The following is a 21,094-nucleotide window of genomic DNA, read 5'->3' as shown; positions in this document are numbered from 1 at the left end:
ACCGCGCGGGGCTCTGCTCAGCGCACGAAGACCCCGGCCTGGCTCGCCAGGTTCAGGAAGTACTGCGGTGCCACACCGAGCACCAGCGTGACCGCCACGCCCGCCGCGATCGCCGTCATCGTCAGCGGCGACGGCACGGCGACCGTCGGCCCGTCGGGCTTCGGCTCGCTGAAGAACATCAGCACGATCACGCGGATGTAGAAGAACGCCGCGATCGCCGAGGAGATCACACCGATCACGACCAGCACGCCCGCGCCGCCCTCGGCCGCCGCCCTGAACACGGCGAACTTTCCGGCGAATCCCGAGGTGAGCGGGATGCCGGCGAAGGCCAGCAGGAAGACCGCGAACACCGCGGCCACCAGCGGGGACCTGCGTCCGAGCCCCGCCCACTTGGACAGGTGCGTGGCCTCTCCGCCCGCGTCCCGTACGAGCGTGACGACGGCGAAGGCACCGATCGTGACGAAGGAGTACGCGCCGAGGTAGAAGAGGACCGACGAGACGCCGTCCGGCGAGGTCGCGATGACGCCCGCGAGGATGAATCCGGCGTGGGCGATCGACGAGTACGCCAGGAGCCGCTTGATGTCGGTCTGGGTGATCGCGACGATCGCGCCGCCCAGCATGGTGACGATCGCCACGGCCCACATGACCGGCCGCCAGTCCCAGCGCATACCCGGCAGGACGACGTACAGCAGGCGCAGCAGCGCGCCGAACGCCGCCACCTTGGTCGCCGCCGCCATGAAGCCGGTGACCGGGGTCGGCGCGCCCTGGTAGACGTCGGGCGTCCACATGTGGAAGGGCACCGCGCCGACCTTGAAGAGCAGGCCCATGACGACCAGGGCCATGCCCATGAGCAGCAGCACGTCGTTGCCCATGGTGCCGGCGAGGGCCGGGTCGACGTTCGTGACCGTGCCGTCGACGACGTGCGCGATCGTCGCGTACGACACCGAGCCCGCGTAGCCGTACAGCAGGGCGATGCCGAAGAGCGTGAACGCGGAGGCGAAGGCGCCGAGGAGGAAGTACTTGACCGCCGCCTCCTGCGACATGAGCCGCTTGCGGCGGGCCACGGCGCACAGGAGGTACAGCGGCAGGGAGAAGACCTCCAGCGCGACGAACAGGGTCAGCAGGTCATTGGCCGAGGGGAAGACCAGCATGCCGCTGATGGCGAAGAGCAGCAGCGGGAACACCTCGGTGGTGGTGAATCCGGCCTTCACCGCGGCCTTCTCGCTGTCGCTGCCGGGCACCGACGAGGCCTGCGCGGCGAACGCGTCGACCCGGTTTCCGTGTGCCTCGGGGTCCAGGCGCCGCTCGGCGAAGGTGAAGACGCCGAGGATTCCGGCGAGCAGGATCGTGCCCTGGAGGAACAGGGCCGGTCCGTCGACCGCGATCGCGCCCATCGCCGCGATGTGCGCCTTCGTGGTGCCGTATCCGCTCGCCGCGAGGGCGACGACCGCGGAGAAGGCCGCGGTCAGTGCGACGACGGCGACGAACACCTGCGCGTAGTAACGGGACTTGCGCGGCACGAAGGCCTCGACCAGGACCCCGACGACCGCCGCGCCGATGACGATCAGAGTGGGCGACAACTGCGCGTACTCGATCTTCGGTGCGTCGATCTTGGAGATCGGCTCGGCCGCGGTTGCCGCTGTTGTCCACAGGCTGTGGACGGCTGATGCGCTCACTTGGCCGCCTCCACCTCGGGCTGGGGGTCCGTCTTCTGGACGTCTGACATGGTCTGCTTGACCGCCGGGTTGACGATGTCGGTGATCGGCTTCGGGTAGACGCCCAGGAAGATCAGCAGGGCGATCAGCGGGGCGACCACCAGGAGCTCGCGCACCCTGAGGTCCGGCATCTCGGCCACCTCGGCCTTGACCGGGCCCGTCATCGTCCGCTGGTAGAGGACGAGGGTGTAGAGCGCGGCGAGGACGATGCCGAAGGTGGCGATGATGCCGGCCACCGGATAGCGCGTGAACGTGCCGACCAGGACCAGGAATTCACTCACGAAGGGCGCGAGCCCCGGGAGCGACAGCGTCGCGAGGCCACCGATCAGGAAGGTGCCCGCGAGCACCGGGGCGACCTTCTGCACCCCTCCGTAGTCGGCGATCAGACGCGAGCCGCGCCGCGAGATCAGGAAGCCGGCCACCAGCATCAGGGCGGCGGTCGAGATCCCGTGGTTGACCATGTAGAGCGTCGCGCCCGACTGGCCCTGCGTGGTCAACGCGAAGATGCCCAGGATGATGAACCCGAAGTGCGAGATCGACGCGTACGCGACCAGCCGCTTGATGTCCCGCTGTCCGACCGCGAGCAGTGCTCCGTAGACGATGCTGATCAGCGCCAGGACGAGGATCGCGGGCGTCGCCCACTTGCTCGCCTCCGGGAAGAGCTGGAGGCAGAAGCGGAGCATCGCGAAGGTGCCGACCTTGTCGACGACCGCGGTGATCAGCACGGCGACCGGCGCGGTGGCCTCGCCCATGGCGTTGGGCAGCCAGGTGTGCAGCGGCCACAGCGGCGCCTTCACCGCGAAGGCGAAGAAGAAGCCGAGGAACAGCCACCGCTCGGTGCTGGTCGCCATGTGCAGCGAGCCGTCGGCCCGCGCGTGGACGATCTCCTGGAGCGAGAAGCTCCCGGCCACCACGTAGAGGCCGATCACGGCGGCCAGCATGATCAGGCCGCCGACCAGGTTGTAGAGCAGGAACTTCACCGCGGCGTACGAGCGCTGCGTCGCCGCCGCCTCGTCGCCGTGCTCGTGGGCACGGTCCCCGAAGCCGCCGATGAGGAAGTACATCGGGATCAGCATGGCTTCGAAGAAGATGTAGAAGAGGAAGACGTCGGTGGCCTCGAAGGAGATGATCACCATCGCCTCGACGGCCAGGATCAGGGCGAAGAAGCCCTGGGTCGGACGCCAGCGCCTGCTTCCGGTCTCCATCGGGTCGGCGTCGTGCCAGCCCGCGAGGATCACGAACGGGATCAGCAGCGCGGTGAGCGCGACGAGCGCCACCCCGATGCCGTCCACGCCCAGTTGGTAGCGCACCCCGAAGTCCGGGATCCAGGCGTGGGATTCGGTGAGCTGGTAACGGGCGCCGTCGGGGTCGAAACGCACCAGGGTGACCGCGGCGAGCGCCAGCGTGCCGAGGGAGACGAGCAGCGCCAGCCATTTGGCCGCGACGCGCTGCGCGGCCGGCACGGCGGCCGTGGCGATCGCCCCGAGGGCCGGGAGCACCGCCGTCGCTGTCAGGAGGGGAAAGGACATCGGTATCAGACCGCCCTCATCAGCAGGGTCGCGGCGACGAGGATCGCCGCGCCGCCGAACATCGAGACCGCGTAACTGCGCGCATAGCCGTTCTGCAGCTTGCGCAGCCGTCCGGAGAGGCCGCCCACCGAGGCCGCCGTCCCGTTGACGACTCCGTCGACCAGGGTGTGGTCGACGTACACCAGGGAGCGGGTGAGGTGCTCACCGCCGCGGACCAGCACGACGTGGTTGAAGTCGTCCTGGTACAGGTCGCGCCGGGCGGCGCGGGTGAGCAGGGAGCCGCGCGGGGCGGTGACCGGGACCGGGCTGCGTCCGTACTGGAGGTAGGCGATGCCGGCGCCGACGACCAGGAGGACCATGGTGGCCGCGGTGACCGTGAGGGCGCTCACGGGCGAGTCGCCCTCCGAGTGGCCGGTGACCGGCTCCAGCCAGTGCAGGAAGCGGTCGCCAATGCTGAAGAAGCCGCCCGCGAACACCGACCCGAAGGCCAGCACGATCATCGGGATCGTCATGGAGCTCGGCGACTCGTGCGGGTGCGGGTCGTGGCCCTCCGCGTCCGGCTGCCAGCGCTTCTCCCCGAAGAAGGTCATGATCATCACGCGCGTCATGTAGTACGCGGTGATCGCGGCGCCCAGCAGGGCCACGCCGCCGAGGATCCAGCCCTCGGTGCCGCCCTTGGCGAAGGCCGCCTCGATGATCTTGTCCTTGGAGAAGAAGCCGGACAGGCCCGGGAAGCCGATGATCGCGAGATAGCCGAGGCCGAAGGTCACGAACGTGACCGGCATGTACTTCCTGAGGCCGCCGAACTTCCTCATGTCGACCTCGTCGTTCATGCCGTGCATGACCGAACCGGCGCCGAGGAAGAGCCCGGCCTTGAAGAAGCCGTGCGTCACCAGGTGCATGATCGCGAAGACGTAGCCGATGGGGCCGAGGCCGGCCGCCAGCACCATGTAGCCGATCTGCGACATCGTCGAACCGGCGAGGGCCTTCTTGATGTCGTCCTTCGCGCAACCGACGATCGCACCGAACAGGAGCGTGACGCCGCCCACGACGGTGACGACGAGCTGGGCGTCCGGTGCCGCGTTGAAGACGGCGGCCGAGCGCACGATCAGGTACACGCCCGCGGTCACCATGGTGGCGGCGTGGATGAGGGCCGAGACCGGGGTCGGGCCCTCCATCGCGTCACCGAGCCAGGACTGCAGCGGCACCTGGGCCGACTTGCCGCAGGCGGCGAGCAGCAGCATTAGCGCGATGGCCGTGAGCTTGCCCTCGGTGGCGTCCCCGGCGATCCCGGAGTGCCCCTCGGTGCCGAGCAGCGGCCCGAAGGCGAAGGTCCCGAAGGTCGTGAACATCAGCATGATGGCGATGGACAGGCCCATGTCGCCGACGCGGTTGACCAGGAAGGCCTTCTTGGCGGCGGTGGCGGCGCTGGGCTTGTGCTGCCAGAAGCCGATCAGCAGGTACGAGGCGAGACCGACGCCCTCCCAGCCGACGTACAGCAGGAGGTAGTTGTCGGCGAGGACGAGCAGCAGCATCGCCGCCAGGAACAGGTTCAGATAGCCGAAGAAGCGGCGGCGGCGCTCGTCGTGCTCCATGTACCCGATCGAGTACACGTGGATCAGCGAGCCGACGCCGGTGATCAGCAGGACGAACGTCATCGACAGCTGGTCGAGCTGGAAGCCGACGTCCGCCCGGAAGTTCCCGACGGCGATCCAGCTGTACAGATGCTGGGTGAACGTCCGGTCCTCCGGGCTCTTCCCCAGCATGTCGGCGAAGAGCACGACGGCGATCACGAAGGAGGCGGCCGCGAGCACGGTTCCGATCCACTGGCCGACGGCGTCCAGCCGCCGTCCGCCGCACAGCAGTACGGCCGCTCCGAGCAGAGGCGCCGCGATGAGCAGCGCAATCAGGTTCTCCACGATTCAGCGACCCCTTACAGCTTCATCAGGCTGGCGTCGTCGACCGAGGCCGAGTGGCGGGAACGGAACAGCGACACGATGATCGCTAGCCCGACCACGACCTCCGCGGCGGCGACGACCATCGTGAAGAAGGCGATGATCTGGCCGTCGAGGTTGCCGTGCATCCGGGAGAAGACGACGAAGGCGAGGTTGCAGGCGTTGAGCATGAGCTCGATGCACATGAACACCACGATCGCGTTCCGTCTGATCAGGACACCGGTGGCGCCGATCGTGAACAACAGAGCGGCGAGGTAGAGGTAGTTGACCGGATTCACTTGGACGCCTCCTCCGGCTTCGTGCGCTCCAGGCGCTCCTCGGCACGCTGCTCCAGCGCCTTGAGGTCCTTCAGCGCGTCGGCCGACACGTCACGGATCTGCCCGCGGTCGCGCAGCGTCTTGCTGACGGTCAGCTCGGACGGGGTGCCGTCGGGCAGCAGGCCCGCGATGTCCACCGCGTTGTGCCGGGCGTAGACACCCGGCGCCGGCAGCGGCGGGACGTGCTTGCCCTCGCGCACCCGCTGCTCGGACAGTTCGCGCTGGGTCCGGGCCCGCTCGGTGCGCTCGCGGTGGGTGAGCACCATGGCGCCGATGGTGGCCGTGATGAGCAGGGCGCCGGTGATCTCGAAGGCGAAGACGTACTTCGTGAAGATGAGGGCGGCGAGGCCCTCCACGTTGCCGTTCGCGTTCGCCTTCGCCAGGCCGTCGAAGTCCTGGACGGACGCGTTGCCGATGCCGGCGAACAGCAGGATGCCGAAGCCGAGTCCGCAGAGCAGGGCCAGCCAGCGCTGCCCCTTGATGGTCTCCTTCAGCGAGTCCGCCGCGGTGACACCGACGAGCATGACGACGAAGAGGAACAGCATCATGATCGCGCCGGTGTAGACGACGATCTGGACGATACCCAGGAAGTAGGCGCCGTTGGCGAGGTAGAACACCGCCAGGACGATCATGGTCCCGGCGAGGCACAACGCGCTGTGCACGGCCTTCCTCATGAAGACGGTGCACAGGGCGCCGATCACCGCGACGGTGCCGAGGACCCAGAACTGGAAGGCCTCCCCGGTGGAGGTGGAGTACGCGGCCAGGTTGGCGGTCATGCCTCCGCCCCCTCTCCGGCAGACGTGCCCGACGGGCTCGCCGAGGGGTGCAACTCGCCCTTGGAGACGGCCACCTGGCGCTCGGTGCCGGGCGCCGCCTCGGTCACCAGACCCCGGTAGTAGTCCTGCTCGTCCGTGCCGGGGAAGATCGAGTGCGGTGTGTCGACCATGCCTTCCTGGAGTCCGGCGAGCAGCTGCTCCTTGGTGTAGATGAGGTTGGCGCGGCTGCTGTCCGCGAGTTCGAACTCGTTCGTCATCGTCAGCGCGCGCGTGGGGCACGCCTCGATGCACAGGCCGCACAGGATGCAGCGGGCGTAGTTGATCTGGTAGACGCGGCCGTAGCGCTCGCCCGGGGAGTAGCGCTCCTCCTCGGTGTTGTCCGCGCCCTCCACATAGATGGCGTCCGCGGGACAGGCCCAGGCGCACAGCTCACAGCCGACGCACTTCTCCAGGCCGTCCGGATGGCGGTTGAGCTGGTGCCGGCCGTGGAACCGCGGTGCGGTGGTCTTCTGCTGTTCCGGGTACTGCTCGGTCAGCCGCTTCTTGAACATGGCCTTGAAGGTCACGCCGAAGCCGGCGACGGGGTTCTGGAAACCGGGCTTGGTCTCCTTCGGCTCCTCAGCCATCGGACCCCTCCTTTCCGTCACGAGATCCGGTGACTGGTCCATCACTCGCAGTATCGGATCCGCCACTGACAATCAGCTCCCGCTCGCGGCGCGGGCGGCGCCGCGGCACCGGCGGCAGCTCCTGGCCGGGCAGCGGGGGCACGGGGAATCCGCCGGCCATCGGGTCGAAGGCGGCGGGCTCGGCGGGCGTCTTCTCCTCGGCCCGCTTGTCGCGGAAGATGTCCGCCACGAACGACAGCAGCAGGAGGGCGAGGACGCCTCCGCCGACGTACAGCGCGATGTCCGAGAATCCGTAGTGCTCGTTGCGCAGCGTCCGCACCGTCGCGACGAGCATCAGCCAGACCACGGAGACCGGGATGAGCACCTTCCAGCCGAGCTTCATCAGCTGGTCGTAGCGGACGCGCGGCAGCGTGCCGCGCAGCCAGATGAAGAAGAACAGCAGCAGCTGCACCTTCACCACGAACCAGAGCATCGGCCACCAGCCGTGGTTGGCGCCCTCCCAGAAGCTGCTGATCGGCCACGGCGCCCGCCAGCCGCCCAGGAAGAGCGTCGTGGACACGGCCGAGACCGTCACCATGTTCACGTACTCGGCGAGCATGAAGAGCGCGAACTTGATGGACGAGTACTCGGTGTTGAAACCGCCGACCAGGTCGCCCTCGGACTCCGGCATGTCGAAGGGGGCCCGGTTGGTCTCGCCGATCATCGTCACGACGTAGATCAGGAACGAGACCGGGAGCAGGAGGATGTACCAGCGGTCCTGCTGCTGCTCGACGATCGTCGAGGTCGACATCGAACCGGAGTAGAGGAACACCGAGGCGAACGCGGCGCCCATGGCGATCTCGTACGAGATCATCTGGGCGCAGGAGCGCAGACCGCCCAGCAGCGGATAGGTGGATCCGGAGCTCCAGCCGGCGAGCACGATCCCGTAGATGCCCACCGAGGCCACCGCGAGGATGTAGAGCATCGCGATCGGGAGGTCGGTGAGCTGCATCGTGGTGCGCTGGCCGAAGATCGAGACCTCGTTGTCCGCGGGCCCGAAGGGGATCACCGCGATCGCCATGAAGGCCGGGACGGCCGCGACGATCGGCGCGAGGACGTAGACCACCTTGTCCGCGCGCTTGACGACGACGTCTTCCTTGAGCATCAGCTTCACACCGTCGGCGAGCGACTGGAGCATGCCCCAGGGCCCGTGCCGGTTGGGGCCGATGCGCAGCTGCATCCAGGCGACGACCTTGCGCTCCCACACGATGGAGAAGAGCACGGTCACCATCAGGAAGGCGAAGCAGAACACCGCCTTGACGACGACCAGCCACCAGGGGTCGTGGCCGAACATCGAGAGGTCTTCAGCGGCGAGGTACGGCGTCATGCCTCCACCTCCTTGGGGGCCTCGGCGACGGTCGTCGCCGGGCCGATGCGGACGAGTGCGCCGGGCAGCGCCCCGGTGTCGGAGGCGACGCCCCCTCCGGTCGAGTTCAGCGGGAGCCAGACCACGCGGTCGGGCATCTCGGTGATCTGCAGGGGGAGTTTGACCGCTCCGGCGGGACCGGTCACGGCGATGACGTCGCCGTCCTTGACCCCGGCCTCGGCGGCGGTGGCGGCCGACACGCGCGCGCGTGCGGCGTGCCGCGTCCCGGCGAGCGCGCTGTCGCCCTCCTGGAGACGCCCCTGGTCGAGCAGCAGCCGGTGTCCGGCCAGTACGGCCTCGCCCGCGGCCGGCCGGGGCATCTGCACCCCGGTCTCCTCGGGCTCACCGGCTCGCGGCCCGTCCCAGGCGCCGAGCCGGTCGATCTCCCCGCGCGCGGTGCGCAGGTCCGGCAGCCCGAGGTGGACGTCCATGGCGTCGGCCAGCATCTGCAGGACGCGCGCGTCGGCGGGCGCGAGGCGCCGGGTCATCTGGTCGGGCTTGAGGGCGGCCTCGAAGGAGCGGACCCGGCCCTCCCAGTTGAGGAAGCTTCCGGGCTTCTCGGCGACCGCGGCGACCGGAAGGACGACGTCCGCGTGCTCGGTGACCTCGCTGGGCCGCAGTTCGAGCGACACCAGGAAGCCCACCTCGGACAGGGCCTCACGCGCGCGTGCCGGGTCGGGAAGGTCGGCGACCTCCACGCCCGCGACCACCAGGGCCCGCAGTTCGCCGCCGGCGGCGGCCTCCACGATCTGCCCGGTGTCACGGCCGTGGCGGTGCGGGAGTTCGGAGACGCCCCACGCGGCCGCGACCTCCTCCCGCGCGCGCGGGTCGGTGGCCGGGCGTCCGCCCGGCAGCAGCGAAGGAAGCGCGCCGGCCTCGATCGCCCCGCGTTCCCCGGCCCGCCGCGGGATCCACACCAGGTGGGCGCCGGTGGCGGCGGCGGTCCGCACGGCGGCGGTCAGGGCGCCCGCCACGGCGGCCAGCCGCTCGCCGACGACGATCACGGCGCCCTCGGCGCGCAGCGCCTCGGCGGCCTTGGTGCCGTCGCTCTCCAGGCCGACGCCGCTCGCGAGCGCGTCCAGCCACTCGGTCTCGGTGCCGGGCGCGGCCGGCAGCAGTGTGCCGCCCGCCTTCTCCAGGCCGCGGGTGGCGTGCGTGGCGAGGGAGAAGGTCTTCTGCCCGTGCCCGCGCCAGGCCTTGCGCAGCCGCAGGAAGACGCCGGGTGCCTCCTCCTCCGACTCCAGGCCCACCAGCAGGACGGCGGGCGCCTTCTCCAAAGAGGTGTACGTGACGCCCGTACGGTCGAGGTCCCGGCCGCGTCCGGCGACCCGGGCGGCCAGGAAGTCGGCCTCCTCGGAGCTGTGCACGCGCGCGCGGAAGTCGATGTCGTTCGTGTCGAGGGCCACGCGCGCGAACTTGCTGTACGCGTAGGCGTCCTCGACGGTGAGCCGGCCGCCGGTGAGGACACCGGCCCGGCCGCGGGCCGCCGTCAGCCCCTGGGCGGCGGCCTGAAGGGCCTCCGGCCAGGAAGCGGGCTCCAGGACGCCCTCGGCGTTGCGCACCAGGGGGGTGTCGAGACGGTCGCGCTGCTGCGCGTACCGGAACCCGAACCGGCCCTTGTCGCAGATCCATTCCTCGTTGACCTCGGCGTCCGGTGCCGCCAGGCGCCGCATGACCTTGCCGCGCCGGTGGTCGGTGCGCGTCGCACAGCCGCCGGAGCAGTGCTCGCACACGGAGTGCGAGGAGATGAGGTCGAAGGGGCGCGAGCGGAAGCGGTAGGCCGCCGACGTGAGCGCGCCCACCGGGCAGATCTGGATCGTGTTGCCGGAGAAGTACGACTCGAACGGGTCGCCGTCACCGGTGCCGACCTGCTGGAGCGCGCCCCGCTCGACCAGTTCGATCATGGGGTCGCCCGCGATCTGGTTCGAGAAGCGGGTGCAGCGGGCGCACAGCACGCACCGCTCGCGGTCGAGGAGCACCTGTGTGGAGATGGGAACGGGCTTCTCGTAGGTCCGCTTCCTGCCCTCGAAGCGGGACTCGGCGTTGCCGTGCGACATCGCCTGGTTCTGCAGGGGGCACTCGCCTCCCTTGTCACAGACCGGGCAGTCCAGCGGGTGGTTGATGAGCAGCAGCTCCATCACACCGTGCTGTGCCTTCTCGGCCACCTGGGAGGTGAGTTGAGTCTTGACGACCATCCCGTCCGTACAGGTGATCGTGCAGGACGCCATGGGCTTGCGCTGGCCCTCGACCTCGACGATGCACTGGCGGCAGGCGCCGGCCGGGTCGAGGAGCGGGTGGTCGCAGAACCGGGGGATCTCGATGCCGAGCTGTTCGGCGGCCCGGATGACCAGGGTGCCCTTGGGCACGCTCATCTCGACGCCGTCGATCGTCACCGAGACGAGGTCCTCCGGCGGGACCGCCGCTTCCCCGCCTCCGGAGGGAGCGCTGGTGGTCACTGTCATGCGTTCACCTCCATGTGCTTGTCCGCCCAGGCCGTGGACCTGGCGGGGTCGAAGGGGCAGCCGCGGCCCGTGATGTGCTGCTCGTACTCCTCGCGGAAGTACTTGAGCGAGGAGAAGATCGGCGAGGCGGCACCGTCGCCGAGGGCGCAGAAGGACTTGCCGTTGATGTTGTCGGCGATGTCGTTCAGCTTGTCGAGGTCGGACATGACGCCCTTGCCGGCCTCGATGTCGCGCAGCAACTGCACGAGCCAGTACGTTCCTTCGCGGCAGGGCGTGCACTTGCCGCAGGACTCGTGGGCGTAGAACTCGGTCCAGCGGGTGACGGCGCGTACGACGCAGGTCGTCTCGTCGAAGCACTGGAGTGCTTTCGTGCCGAGCATGGAACCCGCGGCGCCCACTCCTTCGTAGTCAAGAGGGACGTCGAGGTGTTCGTCGGTGAACATCGGGGTCGAGGAACCGCCCGGTGTCCAGAACTTCAGCCGGTGGCCGGGGCGCATCCCGCCGCTCATGTCGAGGAGTTGACGCAGGGTGATGCCGAGCGGTGCCTCGTACTGGCCGGGGCTGGCGACATGGCCGCTGAGCGAGTACAGCGTGAAGCCCGGGGACTTCTCGCTGCCCATCGACCTGAACCATTCCTTGCCCTTTTGCAGAATTGCGGGAACTGACGCGATCGACTCGACGTTATTCACAACAGTCGGACACGCATAGAGGCCCGCGACAGCAGGGAAAGGGGGACGGAGCCGCGGTTGACCACGGCGGCCTTCGAGCGAGTCGAGCAGCGCGGTCTCCTCACCGCAGATGTACGCGCCCGCGCCCGCGTGCACGGTGAGCTGGAGGTCGAGCCCGCTGCCCAGGATGTTCTCGCCGAGGTAGCCCGCCGCGTAGGCCTCACGTACGGCCTCGTGCAACCGCCGCAGTACGGGGACCACTTCACCGCGGAGATAGATGAAGGCATGCGAAGACCGAATGGCGTAGCACGCGATCACAATGCCCTCGATGAGGCTGTGCGGGTTCGCGAAGAGGAGCGGGATGTCCTTGCAGGTTCCCGGCTCCGATTCGTCGGCGTTGACAACTAGATAGTGAGGTTTGCCGTCTCCCTGGGGAATGAACTGCCATTTCATTCCGGTCGGGAAGCCGGCTCCGCCGCGGCCCCGCAGCCCGGACTCCTTGACGTACGCGATCAGGTCGTCCGGTGACATGGCGAGTGCCTTGCGCAGGCCCTCGTACCCCTCGTGCCTTCGGTAGACGTCCAGCGACCAGGACCGGTCCTCGTCCCAGAAGGCCGACAGCACGGGTGCGAGCAGCTTTTCGGGACTGGTCTCGTTGATCTCGGCTGCCAAGGTCATCACTCCCCCTCCTCTGCCACAGGACCCGCCGGGTGGGACGGGTCGGAGGCCGACGTGTCCTGCGGCGCGTCGTGCGAACTCGGGTGCTCGGCGGGCCGCTGGTTCCGGGGTGCTCCTTCGCCCCGCGGATGCACCACCCGCGCGGGGGCGTCCTCCCCCTTGGCCAGGCGCAGCCCCACCAGTGACGCGTGGCCCGCGCTGCCGCCGGCCTCCACCGCGCCCTCGCGCTCGTCGGGGAAACCGGCCAGGATCCGGGCGGTCTCCTTGAAGGTGCACAGCCGGGCGCCGCGGGTCGGGTCGACGTCGGCGCCCGCGCGCAGGTCGTCGACGAGACGCTTGGCCGAGTCCACGGTCTGGTTGTCGAAGAACTCCCAGTTGACCATCACGACCGGCGCGAAGTCGCAGGCCGCGTTGCACTCGATGTGCTCCAGGGTGACCTTGCCGTCACCGGTGGTCTCCCCGTTGCCGACGCCCAGGTGGTCCTGAAGGGCCTCGAAGATGGCGTCGCCACCCATCACGGCACACAGGGTGTTGGTGCAGACACCCACCTGGTAGTCACCGCTCGGCTTGCGCCGGTACATCGAGTAGAAGGTCGCGACGGCGGCGACCTCGGCCGTGGTCAGGCCCAGGACCTCCGCGCAGAACCGCTGTCCCGTGCGCGTGACGTGGCCCTCCTCCGACTGCACGAGGTGCAGCAACGGAAGGAGCGCCGAGCGGGAGTCGGGGTAGCGGGCGATGATCTCGCGCGCGTCCGCCTCCAGCCGGGCCCGGACGTCGGCCGGGTAGTCGGGCGCGGGCAGTTGGGGCATGCCCAGGCTGACGCCCTCGGGGGTGGTGGTCACCGGTCGACGCCTCCCATCACGGGGTCGATGGACGCGACGGCGACGATGACGTCGGCGACCTGGCCGCCCTCGCACATCGCCGCCATGGCCTGCAGGTTGGTGAAGGACGGGTCGCGGAAGTGGACCCGGTAGGGGCGGGTGCCTCCGTCGGAGACGACGTGCACCCCGAGCTCGCCCTTGGGCGACTCGACCGCCGCGTACGCCTGTCCCGGCGGCACGCGGAAGCCCTCGGTCACCAGCTTGAAGTGGTGGATCAGGGCCTCCATGGAGGTGCCCATGATCTTCTTGATGTGGTCGAGGGAGTTGCCGAGACCGTCGGGGCCGAGCGCGAGCTGGGCGGGCCAGGCGATCTTCTTGTCGGCGACCATGACCGGGCCGGGCTGCAGCCGGTCCAGGCACTGCTCGATGATCCGCAGCGACTGGCGCATCTCCTCCAGGCGGATCAGGAAGCGTCCGTAGGAGTCGCAGGTGTCGGCGGTCGGGACCTCGAAGTCGTAGGTCTCGTATCCGCAGTACGGCTGGGACTTGCGCAGGTCGTGCGGCAGGCCGGCCGAGCGCAGGATGGGGCCGGTGGCGCCGAGGGCCATGCAGCCGGCCAGGTCGAGGTAGCCGACGTCCTGCATGCGGGCCTTGAAGATGGGGTTCCCGGTGGCGAGCTTGTCGTACTCGGGAAGGTTCTTCGTCATCTTCTTCACGAACTCGCGGATCTGGTCCACCGCGCCCGGGGGCAGGTCCTGGGCGAGTCCGCCGGGGCGGACGAACGCGTGGTTCATGCGCAGGCCCGTGATCAGCTCGTAGATGTCGAGGATGAGCTCGCGGTCGCGGAAGCCGTAGATCATGATCGTGGTGGCGCCCAGCTCCATGCCGCCAGTGGCGATGCACACCAGGTGGGAGGAGAGCCGGTTCAGCTCCATGAGGAGCACCCGGATGATCGAGGCGCGGTCGGGGATCTGATCGGTGATCCCGAGGAGCTTCTCGACGCCGAGACAGTAGGCCGTCTCGTTGAAGAACGGCGTCAGGTAGTCCATGCGCGTCACGAACGTGGTGCCCTGGGTCCACGTGCGGAACTCGAGGTTCTTCTCGATGCCGGTGTGGAGGTAGCCGATGCCGCAGCGGGCCTCGGTGACCGTCTCGCCGTCGATCTCTAGGATGAGCCGGAGCACGCCGTGGGTGGACGGGTGCTGCGGACCCATGTTGACGATGATGCGCTCGTCGTCGGACCTGGCCGCCGACTGGGCGATCTCGTCCCAGTCGCCGCCGGTGACCGTATATACGGTGCCCTCGGTCGTCTCGCGGGACGAGGCGGCCGATGCCCCGGAAGGGGTCTGCGTGCTCATGAGTACGACCTCCGCTGGTCCGGAGCCGGGATCTGGGCGCCCTTGTACTCGACGGGGATGCCGCCGAGGGGATAGTCCTTGCGCTGCGGGAAGCCCTGCCAGTCGTCCGGCATCATGATCCGCGTCAGCGCGGGATGGCCGTCGAAGATCAGGCCGAAGAAGTCGTACGCCTCGCGCTCGTGCCAGTCGTTCGTCGGATAGACGGTGACGAGCGAGGGGACGTGCGGGTCCGCGTCCGGGGCGCTGACCTCCAGCCGGATCAGCCGGTTGTGGGTGATCGAGCGCAGGTGGTAGACGGCGTGCAGCTCGCGACCCTTGTCGTGCGGGAGGTGGACGCCGGAGACGCCGGTGCACAGTTCGAACCGGAGGGCCGGGTCGTCGCGCAGGGTCCGGGCGACGGGGAGCAGGTACTCGCGTTCGACGTGGAAGGTGATCTCGTCGCGGTCGACGACCGTCTTGTCGATGACGTTCTCGGGGACGAGTCCCTGTTCCTCCAGGGCGCCCTCCAGCTCGTCGGCCACCTCGTCGAACCAGCCGCCGTAGGGGCGGGTGGCCGCGCCGGGCAGCCGGATCGAGCGGACCAGGCCGCCGTAGCCGGAGGTGTCGCCACCGTTGTCGGCGCCGAACATGCCGCGCTGGACGCGGATCTCCTCGCCCCGGTCGCCCCGCTGGCCGGGAAGGTTGGAGGCGCTCAGGTCCTTCTCGGGGTTGACCTCGTTGCCGTTCGCGTCGCTCACCGCAGCAGGCCCTTCATCTCGATGGTGGGAAGCGCCTTGAGCGCCGCTTCCTCCGCCTCGCGGGCCGCTTCCTCCGCGTTCACACCGAGCTTGGAGGTCTGGATCTTCTGGTGGAGCTTGAGGATCGCGTCCATCAGCATCTCGGGCCGCGGCGGACATCCGGGCAAATAGATGTCGACCGGGACGATGTGGTCGACTCCCTGCACAATGGCGTAGTTGTTGAACATTCCGCCCGATGACGCACAAACACCCATGGAGATGACCCACTTGGGGTTGGGCATCTGGTCGTAGACCTGCCGCAGCACCGGCGCCATCTTCTGGCTCACCCGGCCGGCCACGATCATCAGGTCAGCCTGGCGGGGCGACCCGCGGAAGACCTCCATACCGAAGCGCGCCAGGTCGTAGCGACCGGCGCCGGTCGTCATCATCTCGATGGCACAGCAGGCGAGTCCGAACGTCGCAGGGAAGACGGATGCCTTGCGCACCCAGCCCGCGGCCTGCTCGACGGTCGTCAGCAGGAATCCGCTCGGCAGCTTTTCTTCGAGTCCCATGCTTAAAGGCCCCTCAGTCCCATTCCAGGCCGCCGCGCCGCCATACGTACGCGTAGGCGACGAAGACGGTGAGCACGAAGAGCAGCATCTCCACGAGCCCGAAAACACCCAGGGCGTCGAAGGTGACGGCCCAGGGGTAGAGGAAGACGATCTCGATGTCGAAGACGATGAAGAGCATCGCCGTCAGGTAGTACTTGATGGGAAAACGCCCGCCGCCGGCCGGCGTGGGGGTCGGCTCGATGCCGCACTCGTACGCGTCGAGCTTGGCGCGGTTGTACCGCTTCGGACCGATCAGCGTGGCCATGACCACGGAGAAGATCGCAAAGCCTGCCCCGAGGGCTCCCAGTACGAGGATCGGCGCATACGCGTTCACGCTCCTCGCTCCTCTCAGTCGGCACTGACTGGTGGCGTTCGGCGGGCCCGCATCCCTGCCCCGCCAGCACCGCGAACACCGCCCGTCCCGGCGAAGATCGCGGACATGTGAAGCAGGTCACAAGCCCAACTGCCTCGCATCTTATGCCTGGCGGTCTGTGATCTGCGACACGGGGTATCCCCTTAGCTTTGTGATCTCCACCACCTGACGAACGATCATGAAGTCGGATGAGCGGTGATCTTCACACGCGAAGCGTCAGGTCGATCACCAGACGTGACATTTTCGTTCATCTCCGCAGGCCCGGAGGGTCGTCTCAATATCAAGAGACTTCCTCCGCATGCAAATTGGCGTTGGACGCACCCCCTTGATAGAGGGGCGCGTTCACACTTCGGAGGGACCGGGGGGACCGATGTGGACACGTGCACGCGTTCACGAGCGGGGGCGGCCCGGAAGAGGACGGGCTTCACGCGCGGGACGCGGCCGCCAGGGTGACCGTTCCGTGACCTGCGCCACATCTACCTATGGGTCAGATAAGCCGGGCTTGGCCATCCTCTTCAACCGGTGGTAGGTGGCGGGCAATTCGGACGTATTACTGAAAGGCCATGATCACGGGCCTGATGGACAGTGTCCGCAATGCCCGTTACGGCGTCAATAAAGAGTGACGGGCGACGAATTCGGCGGCCGATTGAACAACTGTGGCGCACCACACGTTTCTTGAAGGTATGGAGGAGCCCCTGGTACCGCTAGTACCCATGTCCCACACCGCACCCATACGAAGCCACCGGAAGCCGCGTCGCAATGCCCCGTCGCTCGCGATGCGCGCCGGAGTCGCCGGTGGCGTCCTCAGCACGCTGGCCGTGGCCGCAGCAGCGGGTTCGGCGAACGCCGCCGAGTCCGTGGCCCAGACCGCGGAGCTGCCGATCCTGACGGCCGACCTGGCCACCCAGGTCGCGCAGTCCGCGGACGCCACCCAGCAGGCCGCGGCCGACTACGAGCTGCAGGCGGAGCGAGACGCGGCCGCCGCCAAGGCCGCCAAGCAGGCCAAGGCCGACCTGGCCGACGCCAAGGAGAAGGCCGAGGCCAAGAAGAAGGCGGCGGAGGCCGCGCGCAAGGCCGCCGCGGCCGACGCCGTCTCCCGTTCCTCGGCGCGGACCGCCCTGTCGGCGAGCGCACCCTCGTCCACGAGCGTCGCCGCCCCGGCCAGCGGCAGTGTCGCGACCGTCATCGCCTTCCTCAAGGCGCAGGTCGGCGACGCGTACGTCATGGGCGGCACCGGACCCAACGCGTGGGACTGCTCCGGTCTGGTGCAGGCGGCGTTCAAGCAGGTCGGCGTCGACCTGCCGCGCGTCTCCCAGGACCAGTCGGTGTCCGGTACGCCGGTTTCCCTGTCCAATGTCCAGGTCGGCGACATTCTGTACTGGGGTGCGGCCGGTTCGGCGTACCACGTCGGTGTGTACATCGGTAACGGGCAGTACCTCGACGCGGCCAACCCCTCCAAGGGCGTCGTGATCCAGGACCTCTCGGGCTACCCGGCCACGGGTGCGGTGCGCGTGCTCTGACCCGCGCGTGACTCCCGGAGGGCCGCTTCCTGTGCGGGGAGCGGTCCTTCGGGCTGTCCGGGGCCCGGTCCCGGCGGCTTTCGGCGGCGGCTCCCCGGCGGGAGCGGAAGGGCGCTCCAGGGGCGCGGCCGACCCGGCGGCGCGAGCGGGTGGTGACCCGTCGCGCCGTCGAGAAGGCGTGGCCGAGGATCCGAGGCCGAGGAGGCGTGGTCGTCCCGGTGACCGCCCGGACGGCGGCCCGTGCGGTCGGAGGGCCGCCGGGTGACCGTTCGGGCGGCCCGTGCGCGGTCAGGCCTTCGGGGCCACCTTCGAGAGGCCGTTGATGATGCGGTCCATCGCGTCGCCGCCCGTCGGGTCGGTGAGGTTCGCGAGCATCTTCAGGGTGAACTTCATCAGCATCGGGTGGGTCAGACCGCGCTGCGTGGCGATCTTCATGACCTTCGGGTTGCCGATGAGCTTCACGAAGGCGCGGCCGAGGGTGTAGTAGCCGCCGTAGGTGTCCTTCAGGACGCGCGGGTAGCGGTGGAGGGCCAGTTCGCGCTGGCCGGGGGTGGCGCGCGCGTGGGCCTGGACGATGACGTCGGCCGCGATCTGGCCGGACTCCATGGCGTAGGCGATGCCCTCGCCGTTGAAGGGGTTCACCAGGCCGCCGGCGTCACCCACCAGCAGCAGGCCCTTGGTGTAGTGCGGCTGGCGGTTGAAGGCCATCGGCAGGGCCGCGCCGCGGATCGGGCCGGTCATGTTCTCGGGGGTGTACCCCCAGTCCTCCGGCATCGAGGCGCACCAGGCCTTCAGGACCTCGCGCCAGTCGAGCTCCTTGAAGGAGTCGGAGGTGTTGAGGACACCGAGGCCGACGTTCGAGGTGCCGTCGCCCATGCCGAAGATCCACCCGTAGCCGGGCAGCAGACGGTCCTCGGCACCCCGGCGGTCCCACAGCTCCAGCCACGACTCCAGGTAGTCGTCGTCGTGGCGCGGCGAGGTGAAGTACGTACGGACGGCGACGCCCATCGGGCGGTCCTCGCGGCGGTGCAGGCCCATCGCGAGGGAGAGGCGGCTGGAGTTGCCGTCCGCGGCCACCACCAGCGGGGCACGGAAGGTCACCTCCCGCTTCTCCTTGGAGTCGGCGTCGCCCAGCTTGGCGTGCACGCCGACGATCCGGCCGGTGCGCTCGTCGAGGATCGGGGCTCCGACGTTGCAGCGCTCGTACAGCCGCGCGCCCGCCTTCTGCGCCTGCCGCGCGAGCTGCTCGTCGAAGTCGTCCCGCTTGCGCACGAGTCCGTAGTCGGGGAAGGAGGCGAGATCCGGCCAGTCGAGCTGGAGGCGCACACCGCCGCCGATGATGCGCAGGCCCTTGTTGCGGAGCCAGCCCGCCTCCTCGGAGATGTCGATGCCCATCGACACCAGCTGCTTGGTGGCGCGCGGGGTCAGCCCGTCGCCGCAGACCTTCTCGCGCGGGAAGGCCGTCTTCTCCAGGAGCAGGACGTCGAGCCCCGCCTTCGCCAGGTAGTAGGCGGTGGTGGAGCCGGCTGGCCCGGCCCCGACGACGATGACGTCGGCGGTGTTCTCGGAGAGGGGCTGGGGCTCGGTCACGGCGGGGTCTCCCCAAGACTCGAAATCAACGTGCCGACGGGCACTGGACATGGGCAGTCTATGCAGCGGTACCGATCACCCGGCTGAAGGGCTGCCCCGTGAACCGAGCTCTCCCCGCTGTACGACTGCGCGTCCCCACCGACGAGGACGCCCTCGAATGGCACCGGGTCTTCGACGATCCCGAGGTCATGGAGTTCCACGGGGGCCGCGCGGCCGAGCGGTCCGTCTACGAGGAACTCACGGCGCGCCAGCGGCGGCACGACGCGGAACACGGGTTCTGCCTGTGGACGGTGCTCGGTCCCGGGGACGAGGTGCTGGGCTTCACCGGCGCGCAGCCGTGGCCGCATTCCTGGGGTCCGGCCGGGAAGATCGAGATCGGCTGGCGGCTGGGGCGGGCGCACTGGGGCAAGGGATACGTCACGGCGGCGGCGAGCATCACCCTGGAGCGGGTCCGCGCGGCGGGCGTCACGGACGTCGTCGCCATGGTCAACGCGGGCAACGCCCGTTCCATCGCGGTGACGAAGCGGCTCGGCATGGAACTCGCGGAGCGGTTCACGCTGCCCTCGTCCCGGCAGGAGGGGCACCGCTACCGGCTGGCCCTGTGACCGCCGCCGGGGCCGGCCCCGCGCCGGAGCCCGGCGCGTCTCCTCATGGCTTCCGGAAGGGCACGGGCGAGGCTTACCCTTCCGGTACCGCTGGGGGTGACGTCCGTGCGCATAACACCCAAGACACCCGAAGTGCGCGTACCGCGGCTCGTCGGTCTGATGGCCGTGGACGCGCGTGAGACGGCAGAGGCTCGCGGTGTTCTGCTCGCCGCGCCCGACCGGCCCGATTTCCATCGGACGGTCGTCGACTACGTCGTACGTCAATTTCCGCAGCCCGGGGCCGAGGTGCCGCGCGGAGCCGTCGTCACGGTGTGGTTCGACCTCGGGGACGCGGAGGGCGGCGCCGGAGTGCGTGAACCGCGTCCGCCCCGTCCGCCGTCGGGCGGGCTGCGCCGCGAACTCGACCTGCCCGGCGACCCGTTCGAGGTCATCGGATAGCCGCCGCCGGCAGGATCCCCGGGGGGCGGGACCGGACACCGGCCGCCCGGGCGGGACCGGACACCGGCCGTCCGTGGCCCGTGGTCCCGCGAACGGGGGTCAGGCCTGCTTGTAGCCCCGGTGGAGGGCCACGATGCCGCCCGTCAGGTTGCGCCAGGCCACCTTCGACCAGCCGGCCCCGATCAGCCGCTGGGCCAGTTCCGGCTGGGTCGGCCAGGCACGGATGGACTCGGCGAGGTAGACGTACGCGTCGGGGTTGGAGGAGGCGGCCCGGGCGACCGGGGGCAGCGCGCGCATCAGGTACTCGGTGTAGACCGTGCGGAACGGCGCCCAGGTGGGGTGCGAGAACTCGCAGATCACGACGCGCCCGCCCGGCTTGGTCACGCGGTACAGCTCGCGGAGCGCGGCGTCGGTGTCCTGGACGTTGCGCAGCCCGAAGGAGATCGTGACGGCGTCGAACGTGTCGTCCTTGAAGGGCAGCTTCGTCGCGTCACCGGCGGTCAGCGGCAGCCAGGGGTGGTTCCGCTTGCCGACGCGGAGCATCCCGAGGGAGAAGTCGCAGGGGACCACGTACGCGCCGGTGCGGGCGAAGGGGAGCGACGAGGTCGCGGTGCCAGCCGCGAGGTCGAGGATCTTCTGCGCGGGGCGCGCGTCGACCGCCTTCGCGACCTCCTTGCGCCACGCCCGGTCCTGGCCGAGCGACAGCAGGTCGTTCGTCAGGTCGTACCGTTCCGCCACGTCGTCGAACATCGAGGCGACTTCGTGCGGCTGCTTGTCCAGGGATGCGCGGGTCACGGTCCCATTGTGGCAGCAGGGGCCGGACGGCTCTCCGGCGCCCGGCCGCGGACGCGGCGGTGATTTCCGCCGCCGGTTGCGCAGGGCATCCGGACGCCGGTTCCGGGCGGGCCCGGACGCCGGTCCCGTAGCGGCC

Annotated in this window: 19 protein-coding genes; 3 read left to right on the top strand and 16 right to left on the bottom strand. The window is 69.4% G+C overall.

The window, feature by feature from the left end; genetic code table 11:
- Positions 1 to 17: 17 nt before the first annotated feature.
- Genes nuoN through ACICHK_RS23140 form a run of 14 tightly spaced genes read right to left on the bottom strand, consistent with a single transcriptional unit; the run spans position 18 to position 15,971 of the window.
- The gene (gene nuoN / locus ACICHK_RS23205) at positions 18 to 1,676 is read right to left on the bottom strand and encodes an NADH-quinone oxidoreductase subunit NuoN (protein WP_406838400.1); all 1,659 of its coding nucleotides are present in this window, start codon (positions 1,674 to 1,676) and stop codon (positions 18 to 20) included.
- On the bottom strand, positions 1,673 to 3,244 hold the full coding sequence (locus ACICHK_RS23200; protein ID WP_151470664.1) for an NADH-quinone oxidoreductase subunit M: 1,572 nt from the start codon (positions 3,242 to 3,244) through the stop codon (positions 1,673 to 1,675). Before ACICHK_RS23200 ends, nuoN begins: the two co-directional genes overlap by 4 nt.
- Positions 3,245 to 3,249: 5 nt before the next feature.
- Positions 3,250 to 5,163: an NADH-quinone oxidoreductase subunit L gene (gene nuoL, locus ACICHK_RS23195; RefSeq protein ID WP_406838399.1), complete on the bottom strand. Its 1,914-nt coding sequence runs from the start codon at positions 5,161 to 5,163 to the stop codon at positions 3,250 to 3,252.
- A gap of 14 nt (positions 5,164 to 5,177) precedes the next feature.
- Positions 5,178 to 5,477, bottom strand: a complete 300-nt coding sequence (nuoK, locus tag ACICHK_RS23190) for an NADH-quinone oxidoreductase subunit NuoK (RefSeq protein ID WP_009190046.1) — start codon at positions 5,475 to 5,477, stop codon at positions 5,178 to 5,180.
- Entirely contained in the window at positions 5,474 to 6,292 is an 819-nt protein-coding gene (locus ACICHK_RS23185; protein ID WP_103548330.1) for an NADH-quinone oxidoreductase subunit J, read from the bottom strand. The genes nuoK and ACICHK_RS23185 overlap by 4 nt, the downstream gene beginning before the upstream one ends.
- Positions 6,289 to 6,918 (bottom strand): NADH-quinone oxidoreductase subunit NuoI, encoded by a 630-nt coding sequence (gene nuoI, locus ACICHK_RS23180; protein ID WP_103548329.1) that lies wholly within the window; start codon positions 6,916 to 6,918, stop codon positions 6,289 to 6,291. Before nuoI ends, ACICHK_RS23185 begins: the two co-directional genes overlap by 4 nt.
- Positions 6,911 to 8,284 carry an NADH-quinone oxidoreductase subunit NuoH gene (nuoH, locus tag ACICHK_RS23175; RefSeq protein ID WP_406838398.1) on the bottom strand — a complete coding sequence of 458 codons (1,374 nt, stop codon included), beginning with the start codon at positions 8,282 to 8,284 and terminating at the stop codon, positions 6,911 to 6,913. The genes nuoI and nuoH overlap by 8 nt, the downstream gene beginning before the upstream one ends.
- Positions 8,281 to 10,785: an NADH-quinone oxidoreductase subunit G gene (locus tag ACICHK_RS23170; protein ID WP_406838397.1), complete on the bottom strand. Its 2,505-nt coding sequence runs from the start codon at positions 10,783 to 10,785 to the stop codon at positions 8,281 to 8,283. The genes nuoH and ACICHK_RS23170 overlap by 4 nt, the downstream gene beginning before the upstream one ends.
- On the bottom strand, positions 10,782 to 12,134 hold the full coding sequence (gene nuoF / locus ACICHK_RS23165; protein ID WP_406838396.1) for an NADH-quinone oxidoreductase subunit NuoF: 1,353 nt from the start codon (positions 12,132 to 12,134) through the stop codon (positions 10,782 to 10,784). The genes ACICHK_RS23170 and nuoF overlap by 4 nt, the downstream gene beginning before the upstream one ends.
- Positions 12,131 to 12,940 carry an NADH-quinone oxidoreductase subunit NuoE gene (nuoE, locus tag ACICHK_RS23160; RefSeq protein ID WP_406841295.1) on the bottom strand — a complete coding sequence of 270 codons (810 nt, stop codon included), beginning with the start codon at positions 12,938 to 12,940 and terminating at the stop codon, positions 12,131 to 12,133. The genes nuoF and nuoE overlap by 4 nt, the downstream gene beginning before the upstream one ends.
- Before the next feature lie 29 nt (positions 12,941 to 12,969).
- Positions 12,970 to 14,310, bottom strand: a complete 1,341-nt coding sequence (locus ACICHK_RS23155; RefSeq protein ID WP_151470669.1) for an NADH-quinone oxidoreductase subunit D — start codon at positions 14,308 to 14,310, stop codon at positions 12,970 to 12,972.
- Positions 14,307 to 15,047, bottom strand: a complete 741-nt coding sequence (locus ACICHK_RS23150; protein ID WP_406838395.1) for an NADH-quinone oxidoreductase subunit C — start codon at positions 15,045 to 15,047, stop codon at positions 14,307 to 14,309. The genes ACICHK_RS23155 and ACICHK_RS23150 overlap by 4 nt, the downstream gene beginning before the upstream one ends.
- The gene (locus tag ACICHK_RS23145; protein WP_003998928.1) at positions 15,044 to 15,598 is read right to left on the bottom strand and encodes an NADH-quinone oxidoreductase subunit B family protein; all 555 of its coding nucleotides are present in this window, start codon (positions 15,596 to 15,598) and stop codon (positions 15,044 to 15,046) included. The genes ACICHK_RS23150 and ACICHK_RS23145 overlap by 4 nt, the downstream gene beginning before the upstream one ends.
- A gap of 13 nt (positions 15,599 to 15,611) precedes the next feature.
- Entirely contained in the window at positions 15,612 to 15,971 is a 360-nt protein-coding gene (locus ACICHK_RS23140) for an NADH-quinone oxidoreductase subunit A (RefSeq protein ID WP_129307483.1), read from the bottom strand.
- Between the two features lie 722 nt (positions 15,972 to 16,693).
- Between ACICHK_RS23140 and ACICHK_RS23135 the strand changes: the two genes are divergently transcribed.
- Entirely contained in the window at positions 16,694 to 17,530 is an 837-nt protein-coding gene (locus ACICHK_RS23135) for a C40 family peptidase (protein WP_151470671.1), read from the top strand.
- Between the two features lie 288 nt (positions 17,531 to 17,818).
- On the opposite strand, the gene ACICHK_RS23130 is transcribed toward ACICHK_RS23135, so the two are convergent.
- Positions 17,819 to 19,120 (bottom strand): geranylgeranyl reductase family protein, encoded by a 1,302-nt coding sequence (locus ACICHK_RS23130; protein ID WP_151470672.1) that lies wholly within the window; start codon positions 19,118 to 19,120, stop codon positions 17,819 to 17,821.
- A 98-nt stretch (positions 19,121 to 19,218) separates the two neighbouring features.
- Between ACICHK_RS23130 and ACICHK_RS23125 the strand changes: the two genes are divergently transcribed.
- Entirely contained in the window at positions 19,219 to 19,725 is a 507-nt protein-coding gene (locus ACICHK_RS23125; RefSeq protein ID WP_406838394.1) for a GNAT family N-acetyltransferase, read from the top strand.
- A 105-nt stretch (positions 19,726 to 19,830) separates the two neighbouring features.
- A complete protein-coding gene (locus ACICHK_RS23120) occupies positions 19,831 to 20,163 on the top strand; it encodes a PASTA domain-containing protein (RefSeq protein ID WP_406838393.1) in 333 nt (110 codons plus the stop codon).
- A gap of 99 nt (positions 20,164 to 20,262) precedes the next feature.
- Here ACICHK_RS23120 and ACICHK_RS23115 read toward each other — a convergent pair whose 3' ends face one another.
- Positions 20,263 to 20,958 carry a demethylmenaquinone methyltransferase gene (locus ACICHK_RS23115; protein ID WP_151470675.1) on the bottom strand — a complete coding sequence of 232 codons (696 nt, stop codon included), beginning with the start codon at positions 20,956 to 20,958 and terminating at the stop codon, positions 20,263 to 20,265.
- Between the last annotated feature and the right edge of the window lie 136 nt (positions 20,959 to 21,094).

Origin of the sequence: Streptomyces sp. AHU1 (assembly GCF_045343905.1) — a bacterium.
Classification (GTDB): domain Bacteria; phylum Actinomycetota; class Actinomycetes; order Streptomycetales; family Streptomycetaceae; genus Streptomyces; species Streptomyces triticiradicis.
This window is presented reverse-complemented; position numbering and strand designations above follow the sequence as displayed.